Genomic DNA, 15,494 nt, shown 5'->3' with positions numbered 1-15,494 from the left:
CAGTTTAACTGTAATGAAGGGGGCCTTTTATAATTCTTTGGTGAGATCCTTTATGATTCGGTAAGCTTGATAATTTTTTTCTCCAGCTCTTCCGGACTAAGAATGCCCAGAATAATCTCTGAGATCACTCCATTCTTGTCAATAAGCACGTTGGTAGGAAATACTGCCCCGTTATATTTGCTGTACACCTCATCTTTCACATCAAACATAACCGGGAACACAAGACCGTATTTCTTAATAAAACGTTCTGCATTGGGTTTATAATCCTGACTACTCACATTAATACCATAAATATCTAGAACATCCTTATACTTAGTGGCCATGGTGTTAAGCTCCGGAGCTTCCTCCTTGCAGGGATCACACCATGAAGCCCAGAAATTAACGAGGACTGCCTTCTCTCGCGGCCCGTCAACTACATATGTAGTCCCATCCGTTCCTTGGAGTGAAAATGAGGGAGCGAGCAGTCCAGCCTTAGGTCCTATTTTCATTGGCGGCTCATCTTGTTGTCCAAAAACAGCCGTAGCCTTCGGCTCACGATTATGCCACACCGCAAACACAGCTACACTTACAATAAGAATCACTATCGTGATATTCAATTTATTTACTGCTTTCATAGGGATCTGTTCCTTTTCGAATGGAATAGTTTTCTACTATTGTACCCTCATTAACTTCAATTTCAAACCATCCATTTTTTAGACAAAAAGAAAAATAAAAAGAGGGTATCGTCAGCGACGAAACCCTAATGAAGAGAGAGGGGTGAACAAATGGCAGCATTACAGGGAAATGTCCAGCCTATAAGACTGAAATATTCCGTACAGCAAGCGCTGGGGAAGCACTTGCTGTCCAGTTACCCGCATGAAGCATGCGGAGTCCTGCTGGGTGCTGCCGCAGCGGGTGGCATGCTCATCGATACTTACGTACCTATGCGCAACGTAGCGCCAGACCCGCTGCACACATTCACTCCCCATCCTGAAGAGTGGATTCATGTTCTTTACAATGAGCCGACACTCATCGGTTTATTTCATTCCCACCCAAATTCAGAACCTGTACCTTCGGTTGCCGATTATAAAGGATTAGCAGCACTTGGATCTGAATTTAAGGTCTACCTTATTGGTTCTCCCAGAACTGAAGATGGCTGCTCTCCATTTCTGAATGGATTTTATATTGAGCGGTATTCAAATGAACAAGGAACAGCTTTCCCTTTCCCTGAACTATCTCACGCCCCGCTTCACGTTCTACTTAAATAAGCATATAAATCGCCTAAGGTATCTACTTGGCCCCGCTCCGAAATTTCGCGAAGATAAGCCACCCACAGCCGGGCTGTCATTTTGGCATCCTCTAATGCATTGTGACGTCCATGAATCGGAATTTCATGGACAAATAACAGTTCATCGAGTGTATAGTTATTTCGCTGCGGCTCGAGCCAACGTGCAAGCATCATCGTGTCCAGCACCCGGTGTGTAAGCTGAACTTTAGAAGTTCTCCATAGCGCGGCATTGAGAAAAGCTTTATCATGCGAACTTGCATGTGCCACTAGCACATTTTGCCCCACAAAGGACATGAAATTATGAAGGCCATCAATTAAGGATGGGGCGGATTGTGTCATTTCTTCCGTTATCCCTGTTAACCTCGTAATATCTTCTGGAATTGCCGTCTGACAATTCACCAAGGTGTAAAAGCATTCATCTTCCTTAATTTCCTCTCCAACAACCTTAATTGCACCAAACGACATAATTTCATCTCCATGCTGATGAGAAAATCCCGTCGTCTCTAAATCAAATATAACCGTCTCCAGTTCAGACAGCGGAGTACGCAGCACCTCAGGACGACGCTTCTCACGCATGAGAGATCGGATGTAGGCCATTTGCTGCGCAGTCTGATGAGCAGTTTCTCCCCCTCTCATCGAAGCGATTGCCGACGGCATTCCACCTTGTCTCAGGTTGTTCCAGAATCCTCCATTCTTGCTTGGCTCCCTCATGTTCGCCACCTTTCCGCTGAGCGGAGCTGACGCTGCAACGCCCGATGAAGGCGTCTAACAAGCAGCAGACTTTCACGCAGCTCAGACAACAGCTGCTTATTCTTCAGTTCACTCTCAGCAATATAATCACTGCTGATTAACAAGCCATTCTGGACACTAAATGGCGTGTTCACTCGCATCCGCATCGCCAATAAGAAAGCTCGCCGAATATCATCCAGATGTTGATATTTGTGAAGTCTTTCAAGCTCTTCAATTCGCTCTAAGGTCGAGCTAGCTCTAATATGATGCAATAACGATAAGCGTCTAACAATGTTCACTACCGGGATATAGACTCCATACTTAATGTCAAATCCACCTGCATAATCCCCAAAGCGCTCTGTTAACACCTGTCCCAGCAGATTTAAAGTCGCTTTATGGCGGACTGTATTGCGAAGAACAGCCACAGACAACTCCTCATTGTCAATAAAACCCTCATAGAAAGCCTCTTGCCACAATGCTGATAACTCCGTACTTCCCGCAACATGACGCATATCTGAAGAAATGATAAGATACCGAATTGGCTCCCATTCCAACTGGGTTCTCCATTCCTTCAGCTGCTCCTTCCATTCCGATAACGTCTTCCTCCACATCCCTTGGGAGCACATTACCTTGCCTGCACATTTCTCATATCCCACTTCTTCAAGCAGATCGGATAACATCATTCCAAAAAAATCAAAGTATCTATTCTTCTCCCCATCCGGTTCACCCTCAACGATCAAACCATTATCCTGATCGCTCCACAGTGTAGCTTCTTGCCTTCCACTACTGCCAAACACAATAAATGAATAAGCACAGGGAGGCGGGCCATAGCCCGCCTCTTTCATCTGCGCCTCACATATTAGTACTGCAGTCTCTGCAATAAGATCATGCATTGTATTCACACGAAACATCCATTCCTCAATCGGAATTACATTCAACTGTTCCAGTAGAATACTTTGGCAGGCAATTCGCCTCTCCCTAAGTTCCTGTGGCGAACCGGCTAAAACGATGGTACTAAAGCTTTCTTCATCATACCCGTCTGTTAACTCCATCGAAGCCACACGGTCCGCCTCCCTATCTGAGGATTCATATTATTGTTTAAGGGTTTTGGATTCCGATTCTGCAATTAATTTCATTTGTTCAGGGTATCCGTAAGTACCATGCTCACTGATATCTAGGCCCATCAATTCTTCTTCTTCCGTAACACGAAGTCCTGTTGTTACCTTCATTACATATAAGATAATGAATGAAAGCACGGCTACGAAAGCAAATGTTCCTACTACCCCAAGCACTTGAACACCCAGTTGGTGGAAACCTCCACCGTAGAACAATCCGGCTTCCCCTACCAAAGCACCTTTAGTAATAAGATCCGGTGCAGCGAATAGACCCGTGGAAACTGCGCCCCACATTCCCGCAATACCGTGTACCGAGAAAGCATAGATTGGATCATCAAGTCCTGCACGTTCCAGCCATTGGGAAGTCATGAATGTGAACGCACCCGCTACTAAACCAATAATGATTGCTGCCCATGGTTCAACGTAAGCACATGCACCAGTGATCGCAACCAATGCAGCTAGAACACCATTCAGCATTGCTGGAATATCAGATTTACCAAAATACAACCAAGAAGCAATTAATGCCGCCAAACCGCCTGCTGCTGCTGCGATATTAGTGGTTAATGCTACGTGACCGAAGAAACCTCCCATTGGGGACAAAGCACTACCTGGATTGAATCCGAACCAACCAAACCAGAGGATAATTACACCGAGTACAGTAAATACTTGGTTATGACCTGGAATAATAACAGGTTTACCTTCTTTATTAAACTTACCAAGTCGTGGCTTAAGCAATATGGTTGCTACTACCGCTGCAGTGGCACCAGTAAGATGGACAACCGTAGAACCTGCATAATCTTGCATTCCCAGCTCAGCCAACCAGCCGCCGCCCCATACCCAGTGTGCTACGACAGGATAAATTACAATTGAGAATAAAATTCCGAATATAATGTACACACTGATCTTTGCACGTTCTGCCATGCCTCCAGATACGATAGCTAAGGAAACTGCTGCAAACGCCATTTGGAACAAGAATTTAACATTTAAAGTAACATCAGAAAATGCAAGTGATTCAAATGAAGATGCTGTTGAATCTCCGCCATACAAGAAACCTGTAGTACCGAAGAAGCCGTTACCGTTACCGAAGCCAAGTCCAAAGCCAACGGCCCAGAAACATACACTCGCAATGGCTAGTGTCAGCACCGTCTTACCGGCTACGTGACCTGCATTCTTCATTCGAACTGATCCTGCTTCAAGCATCGCGAACCCTGCTTGCATAAAGAAAACTAAGATGAATGCCAGGAAGGTAAACGCGGTATCCAATCCGACCTGCAAATCTGCATTTGTTGGACCGTCCGCCGCAAAAGCACTTACCGGATAAACCATCAGCGTAATCATGGCCAGTAACATCATCAACCATTTCTTTTTCATTTTTACCCCACTCCCCAATGTTATATTTTCTAACAAAGCGTGAAACTCTTAATGTCATTATAATCAGAAGTCAGGTAAATTGACAAGACTATTTTTGGGAATGTTTTTATTTTATTTTCACTAAACTCACAAATTCTCCATAGTACACTTGGACTATCTCAGTATTCTAGGCCCATACAGCTATGAATTCATTGAAATAACTACGTGAAGATCCGCTCTAATATTACTTTTTTATCGAATTATCCTTATTGATTCTCCAATAAACATAACATTAAATGTCATGTTTATAGTTAGGATTTATTAATGAGCATAATCGGTTCAAATTTGATATCACATGGAGTTTGAGTGTATTGTATATAAACAACGCATTTCATTTCATGAATTAACCTCTCTTTAATGCATATACTTTATGAAAGTATGACGTTTGACTGTATGGTTTCCAGTTTGTTATCATTACAGATAGCATAATAGAAACCACCAATATAGGAGACGACTATCCTTTATGGACAGTCGAATTCGATTAGTGAGGCGAGGTAGCATGGGGATATGATTCTATATCGAATTGGAGAATTAGCTAAGGCTGCTCACATCAGTGAGCGCACCATTGATTATTACACGAAATTGGGGTTAATCTCCCCAGAGTCAAGAAGCACCAAAAATTACCGACTTTACAGTCATGAAACCTTGGTCGACTTAGAACGTATTAATCAATTAAAGCATGACAAGTATTCATTGGAAGAAATCAAATCCATGATGAGCAAATGGAGCGAGGCTACTCCTGAAACTGACGTATCCGATAAATTAGTCGAGCTTGAGCAGCATATGCAACGACTAGAACGTGAAGTAAAGGCACTTGAACCCATTATAAGCGGTCTGAAGCCGGGACAGGCCAGACGCGCGCTCTCTAACTTACTCCCACAAGGAGTGGCCTGCATGGAGGCGATTCGGCTTCTATTGCTTACGCAAGGACCGCCAATGTAAATACCATATTTACAATACAGTGGAGGAATGCAGCTATGGGAATGTATCTATTAGTAATTATCGCTTTTATTTTTTCGTTATGGGCCCAGTTCAGAGTTAAAGGGACATTCAGCAAATGGTCCAAGGTGGCCAACTTAAACGGTCTGACAGGATATGAAGCAGCTAGACGCATGCTCGACGCAAATGGACTTCACGATGTTCCGATTGAGCCTGTAAGAGGTACGCTTTCTGACCACTATGATCCGATTCACAGAGTTGTACGCTTATCAGAGCCTGTTTATTATGAGAGTTCTATCGCAGCAGTCTCAGTCGCTTGTCACGAAGTGGGTCACGCCATTCAGCATAAAGTAAGTTATCCTATGTTAACACTACGTCACCGGATGTTCCCAGTAGTTAATTTTGCATCAGGTATAGCACCATTCATGCTTATGGCAGGATTTATATTCGGTTACTTTAATCTTGTAGGCCTTGGTATCATTTTCTTCTCGGCCGCTGTTGCCTTCCAGCTTGTGACACTCCCAGTTGAGTTCAATGCCAGCAATCGGGCACGTCAAGTCATGGTAGAGCAAGGCTACATTCGTAACGAAGAGGAACGCGGAGTAGCCAAAGTCCTAAACGCAGCTGCATTAACGTACGTTGCCGCCGCGCTAGTCTCCTTACTCGAACTGCTTCGTTTGATTACCGTCTTTTTAGGTAACCGCGACTAATACAAAATACAGCACAAAAAGAAACCCCGGAAGGCTAAGAGCCAACCGGGGTATTATTTTGCCTCGCTTTAAAATAGGATATCAAAAAAGTCCGAAACGAACGTGCAACAAGCGGCAACTTACTATCTGTTCGGTAGATCAAACCAACCGTCCTCGTCACAGCAGGCTCCACAACCCTTACCTGAGCTGGCTGGAGAGGATTCGTCTGATAGAACGCCATCTCCGGCAGAAGGCTTACACCCATCCCTGCCGCCACTAAACCACGTATGGTATCAGTCTCCCCACCTTCGAATGCAATCTGTGGTTGAAATCCCGCCTGCAAGCACGCTTGCCAAACGATCGGTCTCAAAGAATAACCTTGACTGAATAGAACAAACTTTTCATTCTGAAGCTGTTCCAGTCGGATCTCAGATTCTCCTGCCAGCTGATGATTCTGAGGAAGTATTGCAAATAACTCTTCAGTCATAACAATATCTCCAGAAACATGCTCATCATTTTCCGGAAAAGGCGAAATAAATGTTAAATCCACCTCTCCAGATAATACGTCCTTTATCAGCGAAGGGTAAGAGCCCTGCTTAAAGCGAAACTTAACATGGGGATAGTGCTGGCGGAATTCTGCAACGATAGTCGGGATAAGATGCGTTCCAAGACTGTGAGGAAACCCTATACGAATCTCTCCACGTTCCGGATCTAGAAATTCATGCACTTCATTTACCGAATGTTCCAATTCCTTAAGAATACTATCCACCCGCTTGCAAAAGAGCTGTCCAACTGGCGTAAGCTGCAAATTACGCCCTTTTTGCATGAACAAGTCAACCCCAAGCTCTTGCTCCAATTGATGAATCTGACGGCTTACCGCAGACTGCGCTACATGAAGTTCCTCCGCCGCTCTTGTTACATGTTCTTTTTGGGCTACCTTTAGAAAATATTGCAGCTGTCTTAGCTCCACTCCATCATCGCCCCTGTCTTAGGCTTTTTTTAAATATACGAATAATAAGTCCATATAGGAAAAAGCCAGAAACCAAGCCTCCGATATGAGCAACCCAATTCACATTTGGTGTTGCAAACGACATAATGATCCCGATTACGAGCAAACCGTATAACGTCTTTCGCGAGCCTTCGTCCATCATCGCCCGTTGAATAACAGCAATGTATAAAAATGCGCCATAGACGGCGTAGATTGCTCCAGAAGCACCTACCGAGACCGTACCTACCTCTAATACTGAGCGACTGCTGATTGCAATCGTTAGAAAATTCGCAAGAACTCCACCTACCACATAAAGAAGTGCATATCGCCACCAACCAAGCAGGCGCTCCAGAGGCGGTGCAAATACCAGTAGAGCGAAGCTATTAAAGAATAGATGGGAAAACCCATTATGTAAAAAAATAGCCGCCACATAACGCCACAGTTCCTCTTTATACGGGCTAACATCAACTATAGCACCAAAATCAACAAGTGTTTGTATATTGGTGGATCCACCATTGAACGCCATGAGCATAAACATAATCACATTAGCTACAATGAGAAGACATGTTACCGGGTAATACCGGAGATAACTTTTCCAATTTTCATACCGAATAAATATCATTACACCCATCCCTTTACATTTATATCTTGCTCTGTTGGACATCTCCCTGTAAATAAGATTATAATTTATTGTGGCAGTAAGAGCCAATATTACAATTCGAGGAGGAAAACAAGGATATGACGCAAGAAAGAACAGGCGTAGCTACTTTCAAAAGCAGCCCCATCACTCTCGTAGGACCCAAGCTTACAGTTGGTGATCCCGCTCCTGATTTTGTTCTAAGTAAGAATCTACTGGAAGAAGTGTCTCTTAGTGATTATGCCGGTAAAATCAAGCTGATCAGTGTTGTACCTTCTCTAGATACTGGTGTATGTGATGCACAGACCCGCCGGTTCAATAGCGAAGCTGCAGAGCTAGGTGACGATGTAGTTATCCTCACGGTAAGTATGGACCTACCATTTGCTCAAGCCCGCTGGTGTGGCGCTGCAGGGATCGATCGCGTAATCACTCTATCCGATCACAAAGTAGCCTCATTCGGACAAGCTTATGGCGTACTAATCAAAGAATTCCGGTTAGATATGCGTTCTATTTTTGTACTAGACAAGAACAACACACTCACCTATGTTGAATATTTGAGTGAAATGACCGAGCACCCTAATTACGAAGATGCTATAGCTGCTGTGAAGAGTTTGCTCTAATTCTCTAGAACAGTAAGTTAGCGGCCATTTTCGACAATACTTACTTATCACTGCAAGCATAAATGCCTTTGTCGTCCTTACAAGGGCGACAAAGTGTTTATGCGAGAAATATAAGACATAAAGTATAGGTGTAGAACTTATACTTTCTTATATTTTGAAAAAAGCGGAAGAAGGTCCATCCTTCTCCCGCTTTTTTTTGTAATAGAAAGATTTATCGATAATATCCAGAGCAGTCAACATTTGCGTAAACGCATTCATACAATCCCTAAGTAAGAAGGTTTAGTAAGAATCTCTGAAAATTAGTCTGCTTTGTATTTTCCTAATTTTTTGTCCAAGGACGCATATAACCGCTGAATGACACGGTAATTAGCACCCAAATCACCTAGCGAACCTCTTGATGCAGAGTACATATCTACGCCACAACGTACAGGTGTGGTATTGAGCACAGAGACAGTAATGTCCAGTGTACGGCCGAATGCCGTTCTCTTCTCCAGAGTGATCTCACCTACTGACTCCACTTCATGAAGCACCTTGAATCCAGGAATCTTCTTAAGCGTTGATGAAACTTCCTCCCAAGCTTTGTCTTTCGTTAGATTGTAATAACGCGTTTTTAATGTCGGATCTTTTGCGCGGTCGCTTGTTCCATCATGACTACGGAATAAACCGACCAAGGTTCTTTTTAACGACAAAATTCTTCCCCCTCTACAAATCCCAAGTTCATTATTCTAAGTGTAACACTCTTGTCTCAGGAACAAAAGGGTATTACTCACTTTCTCCTTGTTCCAGACACACAAAAAAGCGCCCGTTCCCAACTTTCACGGGATACAGGGCGCTTTGGCCTAAACAATAGAAAACCCGCTTATGCCGTCCGGCTACAGTGTCTTCTGAACCTGCTAGAGCAGGTGGGTGATCGCAGAAAACGTTTTTGAATTCCCCAAGTCATATAGACAGGGCTGTTCAGCTGCGCTTCGTGTAGATCTCCCAAGACATTATCATTGGTTCAAAACAACGAGCAACCGTAACGAACATCGCAGGATTTGTTATTATTATATTGCGTTTTAACGAAAAAGTAAACCTGTATGCGCTTTATTTTACACTGGAATTAAATTACTGACGATTTCCGAGTGCTTAATACTCGTCTTTGTTAAATACGTTTTACATCTTTATCCTCAACATCGTCTTCATAATCATCATCGTCATCGTCGTCATCCTCTTGATTGTTCAAAGCAGCTTCTCGCTCTTCTTCCTCTTTCAGTTTCTTCTGCTCCACCTGCAATTGCAGTTTATTATAGGTAGCATAGAAGTTAAAGAAAGCAGCCATCGCAATCAACGTTGGAATACAGATGAAATACAGTGCTGGATATCTAAGACCAATATAAGCTAGCACTGCAGCTGCAATCAAAGTTGAGAACACGCGAATTGGACGTGCTATAGTCAACAATATTGAGTTAGTCATCACTTGTTTAAAGCTCATTTGATAATGAACGACAATAGAAAAGAAGTTAAACATGGACACCGATAAAATAATCATGAGCACTAACATCAAAATACCAACAATTCTGAAGTTAGGCATTTGTGTCATGTAAACCGTTACATCGACGTACATAATAACGAACATCAATGTGTAGATAATTCCACCGAGCATACTTTTTAAATAATTCTCTTTATACCCCTGAAAAAACGTACGAAAAGTTCCTACATCCGTGTTCCCCATAACCCATTTGCGCACAACGGTAAATAAAGCCGCCGAAGCAGGAAATACTGTAAATGGCGCCAGAATCCCCATAGCCCAGTTCAATGTGAGCTGCTCATTTACTCCACCTGAGCTTGTCCCAAGCATCATCAATTTCATCAATCCAAAAAATAAAAACGGGGCGGAACATAGTGCCCATAAGATATTACTAGCTGCGATACGTGTAATCCATTCTGTGATGCGGTATAAACCACCCATTGCTCCTTTAAACTCCAATTCCCTTCCTCCTCTGTCTCTTGCATACTGCTTATCTTAACTATACCTCATTTGACCTACTCTTTTCCATAGCCCAACTTTCTGAATTCTAGGTCATCGTCTATACATTAAGTCTATAAAGTCCATATATTGGGATTGTGACCATAAGAATTTCCAAAATCACCACATTCTAAAGGAGGTTATTATATGTCCTCACCTGTTGGCTACGGCGGCTGGACTTCCACTGGTACGATCCTCGTATTGTTTATCCTGCTAGTTATCATCACTCGTACTTTCATTTAAATAAGCTGCTAATTCAATAAACACCCTTATATTTCAGCAAAAAGAAGACGAGAACCGCTATTCGGCATCTCGTCTTCTTTGTATTTTGATAAATCATCACCCGCGGGTTCTGATCAAGTATTAATTATCGAAATCTTCGCGTTTTGCTGGACGCGTGCTTGTGCTGCTTGGGCGAGTAGATGGTTTGCGGTCCGCACTGCGGTTCGCTCCACCATCACGGCTAGCTGCGCCATCACGGTTGCCTTTATAGCCACCGCCATAACCGCCACTGCCACTACCATAGTTACTGCCACCGCTGCTGTAGCCACCACGACTTCCGCCACCGTTGTTGTCACGGTTTCCACGGTATCCACCAGTGCTGCCACCGGAAGTACCACGGTTACCACCATAACCACCATTAGGTTTGCGGCCACTGCGAATGTCGTTCTTACCGCCACGACGTTTAGCACGGATTGGATCTTCAGGAGTCAATTCAATTGCAGAATCCTTCTTATCACCAGTCAGAAGCTTCATTGCAGCTGACAGCAATTGAACGGAATCATATTGCTCAAGCAATTGAATAGAAATACCTTTGTACTCATTCAATTCACCGTTCTCAACCATTTCAAGCAAACGTTCTGCTGTTACGCGTTGTTTACCTTCAATAGCCTCAGCCATAGTTGGCAATGGTTTACGAGTAATACGGTGACGAGTAACGCGTTCGATCAAATGCAGGTGATCCATTTCGCGTGGAGTAACGAAAGACCAAGCTGTACCTTCTTTACCAGCGCGACCAGTACGACCGATACGGTGTACATAGCTTTCTGGATCTTGCGGCAAGTCAAAGTTAATTACATGAGTAACGCCGGATACGTCCAAACCACGAGCCGCTACGTCAGTAGCTACCAGCACATCAATGCTGCCATCACGGAATTTACGCATTACAGCATCACGTTGGTTCTGAGACAGGTCACCATGCAATCCATCAGCAGAGTATCCACGTTTTTGCAAAGCTTCTGCAAGCTCATCAACCCGGCGCTTCGTGCGCCCGAACACGATTGCAAGCTCAGGTGATTCCATATCAATCAAACGACTAAGCGCTTCGAACTTTTGACGTTCAGGTACTTCAACATATGCTTGATCAATCAGCGGAGCACTGATTTGTTTCGGAATAACGGAGACGTGTTGCGGGTTGTTCAGGAATTGCTGTGCAAGACGTTGAATGTTTGGAGGCATTGTAGCCGAGAACAACATAGTTTGACGTTCTTCAGGAACGAGCTTGAGGATTGTCTGAATATCTTCCATAAAGCCCATATCCAGCATTTCATCTGCTTCATCCAATACAACAGTTTGAACATCATCCAAACGAATGGTTTTACGGTTGATATGGTCAAGCAAACGTCCAGGTGTACCAATAATAATTTGTGGTTTCTTCTTAAGACCACGGATTTGGCGACCAATATCTTGTCCGCCATAAATTGCCAACGAACGAAGACCTTTAAAACGGCTTAGCTTACCGATTTCTTCTGATACTTGAATGGCCAACTCACGTGTTGGTGCCATGATAAGTGCCAGAATTTTTTCGTCTTCGCGATTAATCTTCGAAATGAGGGGGATACCAAAAGCAGCAGTCTTACCTGTACCAGTCTGTGCTTGACCGATCAGATCCGACCCAGTCAATGCCAATGGAATTGACTGCTCCTGTATCGGTGTTGCCTCCTCAAATCCTAACTCTGTGATTGCTTGTAGCACTTTTGGCTCCAAGCCAAATTCTGCGAATGTTTTCAAATTATTCATGCTCCTTCTATACAGTGGACATTCCACATGCTTGTCTGTATTCTTAAGTAGCGGTAAACACATTTATATGCTGTCCAATCATGCTCTTTTTTCTGCATGATATAGCGCTTTTGGGACGAAAAGCCTCCCTTTCATCAGGTACTTCATTGTACCTGAGCAACTGTAGCTTTACATCCGATGCAATGCAAAAATACCATTGTAACGTCCTACTCAAGAATATCCTGTACATTATATCACAACTCTAAGTAGGAATACCAGTGGGTTCCTTTCTTTTCATTGCATACATGGTTTATTTTTAAATTTATTTATAGAGGTGGATTTGCTTGTTAAGACAGATTTGGAATTGTATTGCAGTTATTTTCGGGGCAGCGTTGATCGCCAGTGGATTTAATCTTTTTCTAATCCCTCATCGCTTACTCAGCGGAGGAGTATCCGGACTTTCGATGTTAGTGGGTTACTTTACACCACTAAACATAAGCCTCTTGTACTTACTCTTTAATATTCCATTGCTTGTAGCTGGTTGGTTCCAGCTAGGCCGGAGATTTATTATGCTAAGCATGTTATCCGTTGTGGCAACAACCTGGTTCTTGACGATCATTCCCGAATATTTGGTAGCTACTGATATGCTGCTTTCTTCTGTATTTGGTGGCGTGCTGGTTGGTATTGGCTGTGGCTTCAGCTTCCGTGCAGGTGGTTCATCCGGAGGTTTTGATATCCTGGGATCCATCATCACTAAATTCCGCGATTTCCCAGTTGGAAACGTGGTGGTTAGCTTAAACGGACTCGTTATTCTTGCCGCGGCATATTTTGATAACAACTGGAACTTGGCTCTTGCATCGATGGTATCTATATATGTAACTGGTAAGGTACTGGACATGATTCACATCAGCCATTTAAAGGTAACCGTATATATAGTAACAAATCGTACAGATGAGCTCCTTCAGCATTTAATGGGGCTTCAACGCGGTGTCACAAAGATTAAAACAGAAGGCGCTTATTCTCATGTTGAAAAGGACATGCTAATGACAGTAACAACCCGCTACGAACTTGCTGAACTGCAACGTATTATCCGCACGACAGATCCTCAAGCATTTGTAAATATTGTCGAGACAGTTGGTGTTATGGGCTCCTTCCGAAAAAGATAAAAACTGGCAATGAAAAGTATTAATTTGGAAAATGCACCAATCACAGAATTGTGATATATTATAATCACGCAGAACCCTAACAATTTCATAAAGATTGAGATTTACCCCTCTTTTTTCCAAGCACTTCGTTTTCCGATGATTACTGAATTCCATTCAGACCTATCGAAAAAGGAAAGGGTGATTTTTGTGGAAATGGAAACGGTAAAGCTGTCAGCAATCGTCATGAGGTGGTATCCTGATATGATGCCGTTTCTCAAACAGGACGAATTAAATTCCGTAATCGTTCTGCGTGACGGGCTTAGTATTCTGGAACCTGCAGATGCCATGGATATCATCCATTACAGTATCTGTGAACATCAGAATTCTGCGTATCTTCAATGAGTAAGCCGCAAGAGAAGTCTTGATAGTTGCCGCCTTAAGTTCGGCCATGTTGCCGTGTTGAGGCGGCATTTACTTTTTACAATACGTTTAGAATCTGTGCGTCCCGGTTATATACATCAAGGATGGATTTTCAGACCCGATCTGAGCCAACATTATTACAACACTGTTCTTTTTAGAAGCAACCGTTCCTATATAATTTAGGAAATGTACATAAAGGGAGAGAATACGAATGAACATCACCTGGGCTCTACTGATGATGGCCTTGGGAAGTGTAGGCGTGCAACAGAATCAACATGACGCTGAAGTGGCAATTGCATTGAAGTCCGCCATGAATCCCCCCATCATCGCTACGCAAAATAATAATTCAAATGGTTCAACTCCAGCTCCAAATGCTACAGCAGAAGCAAATGACTCACAAAGCATGCTACACGCAGATCCTCAGCCGGATGCGCCAAAAGTAAAAGGCATCTATGTTACCGCATACAGTGCCGGTGGAGAACGAATGGAAAAGCTTCTTTCTTTACTTGATCAGACGGAACTAAATTCTATGGTCATCGACATTAAGGATGATGCAGGTTACATCACGTATAAAACCGATAATCCTGAACTTCAGAAACTCGGTAATCCGCAGCCATTTATTGGCGACATCAACAAACTGATGGAAAGATTGAATAAACATGATGTATATCCTATCGCTCGAATTGTTGTCTTTAAGGACTCTATACTTGCCAAAAAGAATCCGCAATTATCCTTTGTTAATGCAGACGGCACAGTATGGAAGAATAAAGGCGGCGATAGCTTTGTTAATCCTTATAATGAAGATGTCTGGAAGTACAATGTCGATATCGCCAAAGAAGCTGTCAAACTCGGCTTTAAAGAAATTCAATTCGACTATGTGCGCTTTCCTGAAGGTTTCGAAAAACGTGCAGACACACTTAAATACACCAAAACTAGCGATTCTCGCGTAGATATCATTTCTAATTTTGTAAAATACGCAAAAGCAGAGCTTGCTCCACTTGGTGTTCGTGTATCCGTAGATATTTTTGGATATGCCGCATCTGCTCCTGCTGAGGGCATAGGACAAGACTTCGTTAAAATATCCAAGAATGTGGATGTCATCAGCCCGATGATTTATCCGAGTCATTATTCAACGGGATGGTTTGGAGTGAAAGAGCCTGACTTAGATCCGTATGCTACCATTAAAGGCTCCATGGTTGATACCCATAAGAAGCTTGATCCTCTAGGCAGCTACAAACCTGTTATTCGTCCTTGGATTCAAGATTTTACAGCAAGCTGGCTCGGAAAAGGTCATTATATTAAATACGGTAAAAAACAGGTGGAGGATCAAATCCGCGCTTTAAAAGATGAAAATGTAGAGGAGTTTCTGCTCTGGAACGCCAATAACCGATATACCTCCGATGTCGATTATGAGAAATGATGTATATAGCCCTTATTATGTATAATTGAAATCAGGTATGATATATAAAGATAAAGACCCGGCATTTGCCGGGTCTTTTAATGGAGAAAAAGGGAACTTTTACTGTAAT

At 43.0% G+C, this 15,494-nt stretch carries 17 protein-coding genes and 1 other RNA gene; 8 read left to right on the top strand and 10 right to left on the bottom strand.

The genetic code is table 11. From position 1 onward, the window contains the following. Positions 1-50: 50 nt before the first annotated feature. Positions 51-614 carry a TlpA family protein disulfide reductase gene (locus MKX41_RS03510; RefSeq protein WP_340968699.1) on the bottom strand — a complete coding sequence of 188 codons (564 nt, stop codon included), beginning with the start codon at positions 612-614 and terminating at the stop codon, positions 51-53. Positions 615-764: 150 nt separating this feature from the next. Here MKX41_RS03510 and MKX41_RS03505 point away from each other — a divergent pair, with 150 nt between their 5' ends. After that, the gene (locus MKX41_RS03505; RefSeq protein WP_340968697.1) at positions 765-1,247 is read left to right on the top strand and encodes a M67 family metallopeptidase; all 483 of its coding nucleotides are present in this window, start codon (positions 765-767) and stop codon (positions 1,245-1,247) included. Here MKX41_RS03505 and MKX41_RS03500 read toward each other — a convergent pair. Genes MKX41_RS03500 through MKX41_RS03490 form a run of 3 tightly spaced genes read right to left on the bottom strand, consistent with a single transcriptional unit; the run spans position 1,229 to position 4,482 of the window. Then, the gene (locus tag MKX41_RS03500) at positions 1,229-1,978 is read right to left on the bottom strand and encodes an exonuclease domain-containing protein (protein WP_340968695.1); all 750 of its coding nucleotides are present in this window, start codon (positions 1,976-1,978) and stop codon (positions 1,229-1,231) included. The two genes, MKX41_RS03505 and MKX41_RS03500, sit on opposite strands and share 19 nt — an antisense overlap. Beyond that, a complete protein-coding gene (locus MKX41_RS03495; RefSeq protein WP_340974808.1) occupies positions 1,975-3,048 on the bottom strand; it encodes a DUF294 nucleotidyltransferase-like domain-containing protein in 1,074 nt (357 codons plus the stop codon). The genes MKX41_RS03500 and MKX41_RS03495 overlap by 4 nt, the downstream gene beginning before the upstream one ends. A 39-nt stretch (positions 3,049-3,087) precedes the next feature. Beyond that, positions 3,088-4,482 carry an ammonium transporter gene (locus MKX41_RS03490; RefSeq protein WP_042186849.1) on the bottom strand — a complete coding sequence of 465 codons (1,395 nt, stop codon included), beginning with the start codon at positions 4,480-4,482 and terminating at the stop codon, positions 3,088-3,090. A gap of 546 nt (positions 4,483-5,028) precedes the next feature. Here MKX41_RS03490 and MKX41_RS03485 point away from each other — a divergent pair. Continuing rightward, complete coding sequence (locus tag MKX41_RS03485) at positions 5,029-5,463, top strand: MerR family transcriptional regulator (protein ID WP_042186848.1); 435 nt, start codon at positions 5,029-5,031, stop codon at positions 5,461-5,463. A 35-nt stretch (positions 5,464-5,498) separates the two neighbouring features. Continuing rightward, a complete protein-coding gene (locus tag MKX41_RS03480) occupies positions 5,499-6,170 on the top strand; it encodes a zinc metallopeptidase (RefSeq protein ID WP_042186846.1) in 672 nt (223 codons plus the stop codon). A gap of 34 nt (positions 6,171-6,204) precedes the next feature. Here MKX41_RS03480 and MKX41_RS03475 read toward each other — a convergent pair whose 3' ends face one another. After that, a complete protein-coding gene (locus MKX41_RS03475) occupies positions 6,205-7,119 on the bottom strand; it encodes a LysR family transcriptional regulator (protein ID WP_042186843.1) in 915 nt (304 codons plus the stop codon). 4 nt (positions 7,120-7,123) lie between these two features. Further along, positions 7,124-7,759, bottom strand: a complete 636-nt coding sequence (locus tag MKX41_RS03470; RefSeq protein ID WP_076283402.1) for a rhomboid family intramembrane serine protease — start codon at positions 7,757-7,759, stop codon at positions 7,124-7,126. A gap of 116 nt (positions 7,760-7,875) precedes the next feature. Here MKX41_RS03470 and tpx point away from each other — a divergent pair, with 116 nt between their 5' ends. Next, positions 7,876-8,394, top strand: a complete 519-nt coding sequence (tpx, locus tag MKX41_RS03465) for a thiol peroxidase (RefSeq protein WP_340968692.1) — start codon at positions 7,876-7,878, stop codon at positions 8,392-8,394. Positions 8,395-8,693: 299 nt separating this feature from the next. Here tpx and MKX41_RS03460 read toward each other — a convergent pair whose 3' ends face one another. The 3 genes from MKX41_RS03460 to MKX41_RS03450 all read right to left on the bottom strand — a co-directional run bounded on the left by MKX41_RS03460 (position 8,694) and on the right by MKX41_RS03450 (position 10,363). Further along, positions 8,694-9,083 (bottom strand): DUF1499 domain-containing protein, encoded by a 390-nt coding sequence (locus tag MKX41_RS03460; RefSeq protein ID WP_042186839.1) that lies wholly within the window; start codon positions 9,081-9,083, stop codon positions 8,694-8,696. 159 nt (positions 9,084-9,242) lie between these two features. After that, positions 9,243-9,434: non-coding RNA, 6S RNA (gene ssrS / locus MKX41_RS03455), on the bottom strand. Positions 9,435-9,538: 104 nt separating this feature from the next. After that, a complete protein-coding gene (locus tag MKX41_RS03450) occupies positions 9,539-10,363 on the bottom strand; it encodes a YesL family protein (RefSeq protein ID WP_042186837.1) in 825 nt (274 codons plus the stop codon). Positions 10,364-10,549: 186 nt separating this feature from the next. Between MKX41_RS03450 and MKX41_RS03445 the strand changes: the two genes are divergently transcribed. Further along, on the top strand, positions 10,550-10,645 hold the full coding sequence (locus MKX41_RS03445) for a hypothetical protein (RefSeq protein ID WP_042186834.1): 96 nt from the start codon (positions 10,550-10,552) through the stop codon (positions 10,643-10,645). A gap of 120 nt (positions 10,646-10,765) precedes the next feature. Here the strand turns inward: MKX41_RS03445 and MKX41_RS03440 are convergent, their stop codons facing one another. Further along, positions 10,766-12,412, bottom strand: a complete 1,647-nt coding sequence (locus MKX41_RS03440) for a DEAD/DEAH box helicase (protein ID WP_076283171.1) — start codon at positions 12,410-12,412, stop codon at positions 10,766-10,768. A gap of 332 nt (positions 12,413-12,744) precedes the next feature. Here MKX41_RS03440 and MKX41_RS03435 point away from each other — a divergent pair, with 332 nt between their 5' ends. The 3 genes from MKX41_RS03435 to MKX41_RS03425 all read left to right on the top strand — a co-directional run bounded on the left by MKX41_RS03435 (position 12,745) and on the right by MKX41_RS03425 (position 15,385). Next, positions 12,745-13,566: a YitT family protein gene (locus MKX41_RS03435; protein WP_283911229.1), complete on the top strand. Its 822-nt coding sequence runs from the start codon at positions 12,745-12,747 to the stop codon at positions 13,564-13,566. 192 nt (positions 13,567-13,758) lie between these two features. Next, entirely contained in the window at positions 13,759-13,947 is a 189-nt protein-coding gene (locus MKX41_RS03430) for a hypothetical protein (protein ID WP_036689649.1), read from the top strand. A gap of 229 nt (positions 13,948-14,176) precedes the next feature. After that, the gene (locus MKX41_RS03425) at positions 14,177-15,385 is read left to right on the top strand and encodes a putative glycoside hydrolase (protein ID WP_076283173.1); all 1,209 of its coding nucleotides are present in this window, start codon (positions 14,177-14,179) and stop codon (positions 15,383-15,385) included. The last annotated feature ends 109 nt before the right edge of the window (positions 15,386-15,494 follow it).

This window comes from Paenibacillus sp. FSL R5-0475, assembly GCF_038004585.1.
In the GTDB taxonomy this organism is placed as follows: Bacteria; Bacillota; Bacilli; order Paenibacillales; family Paenibacillaceae; genus Paenibacillus_AQ.
This window is presented reverse-complemented; position numbering and strand designations above follow the sequence as displayed.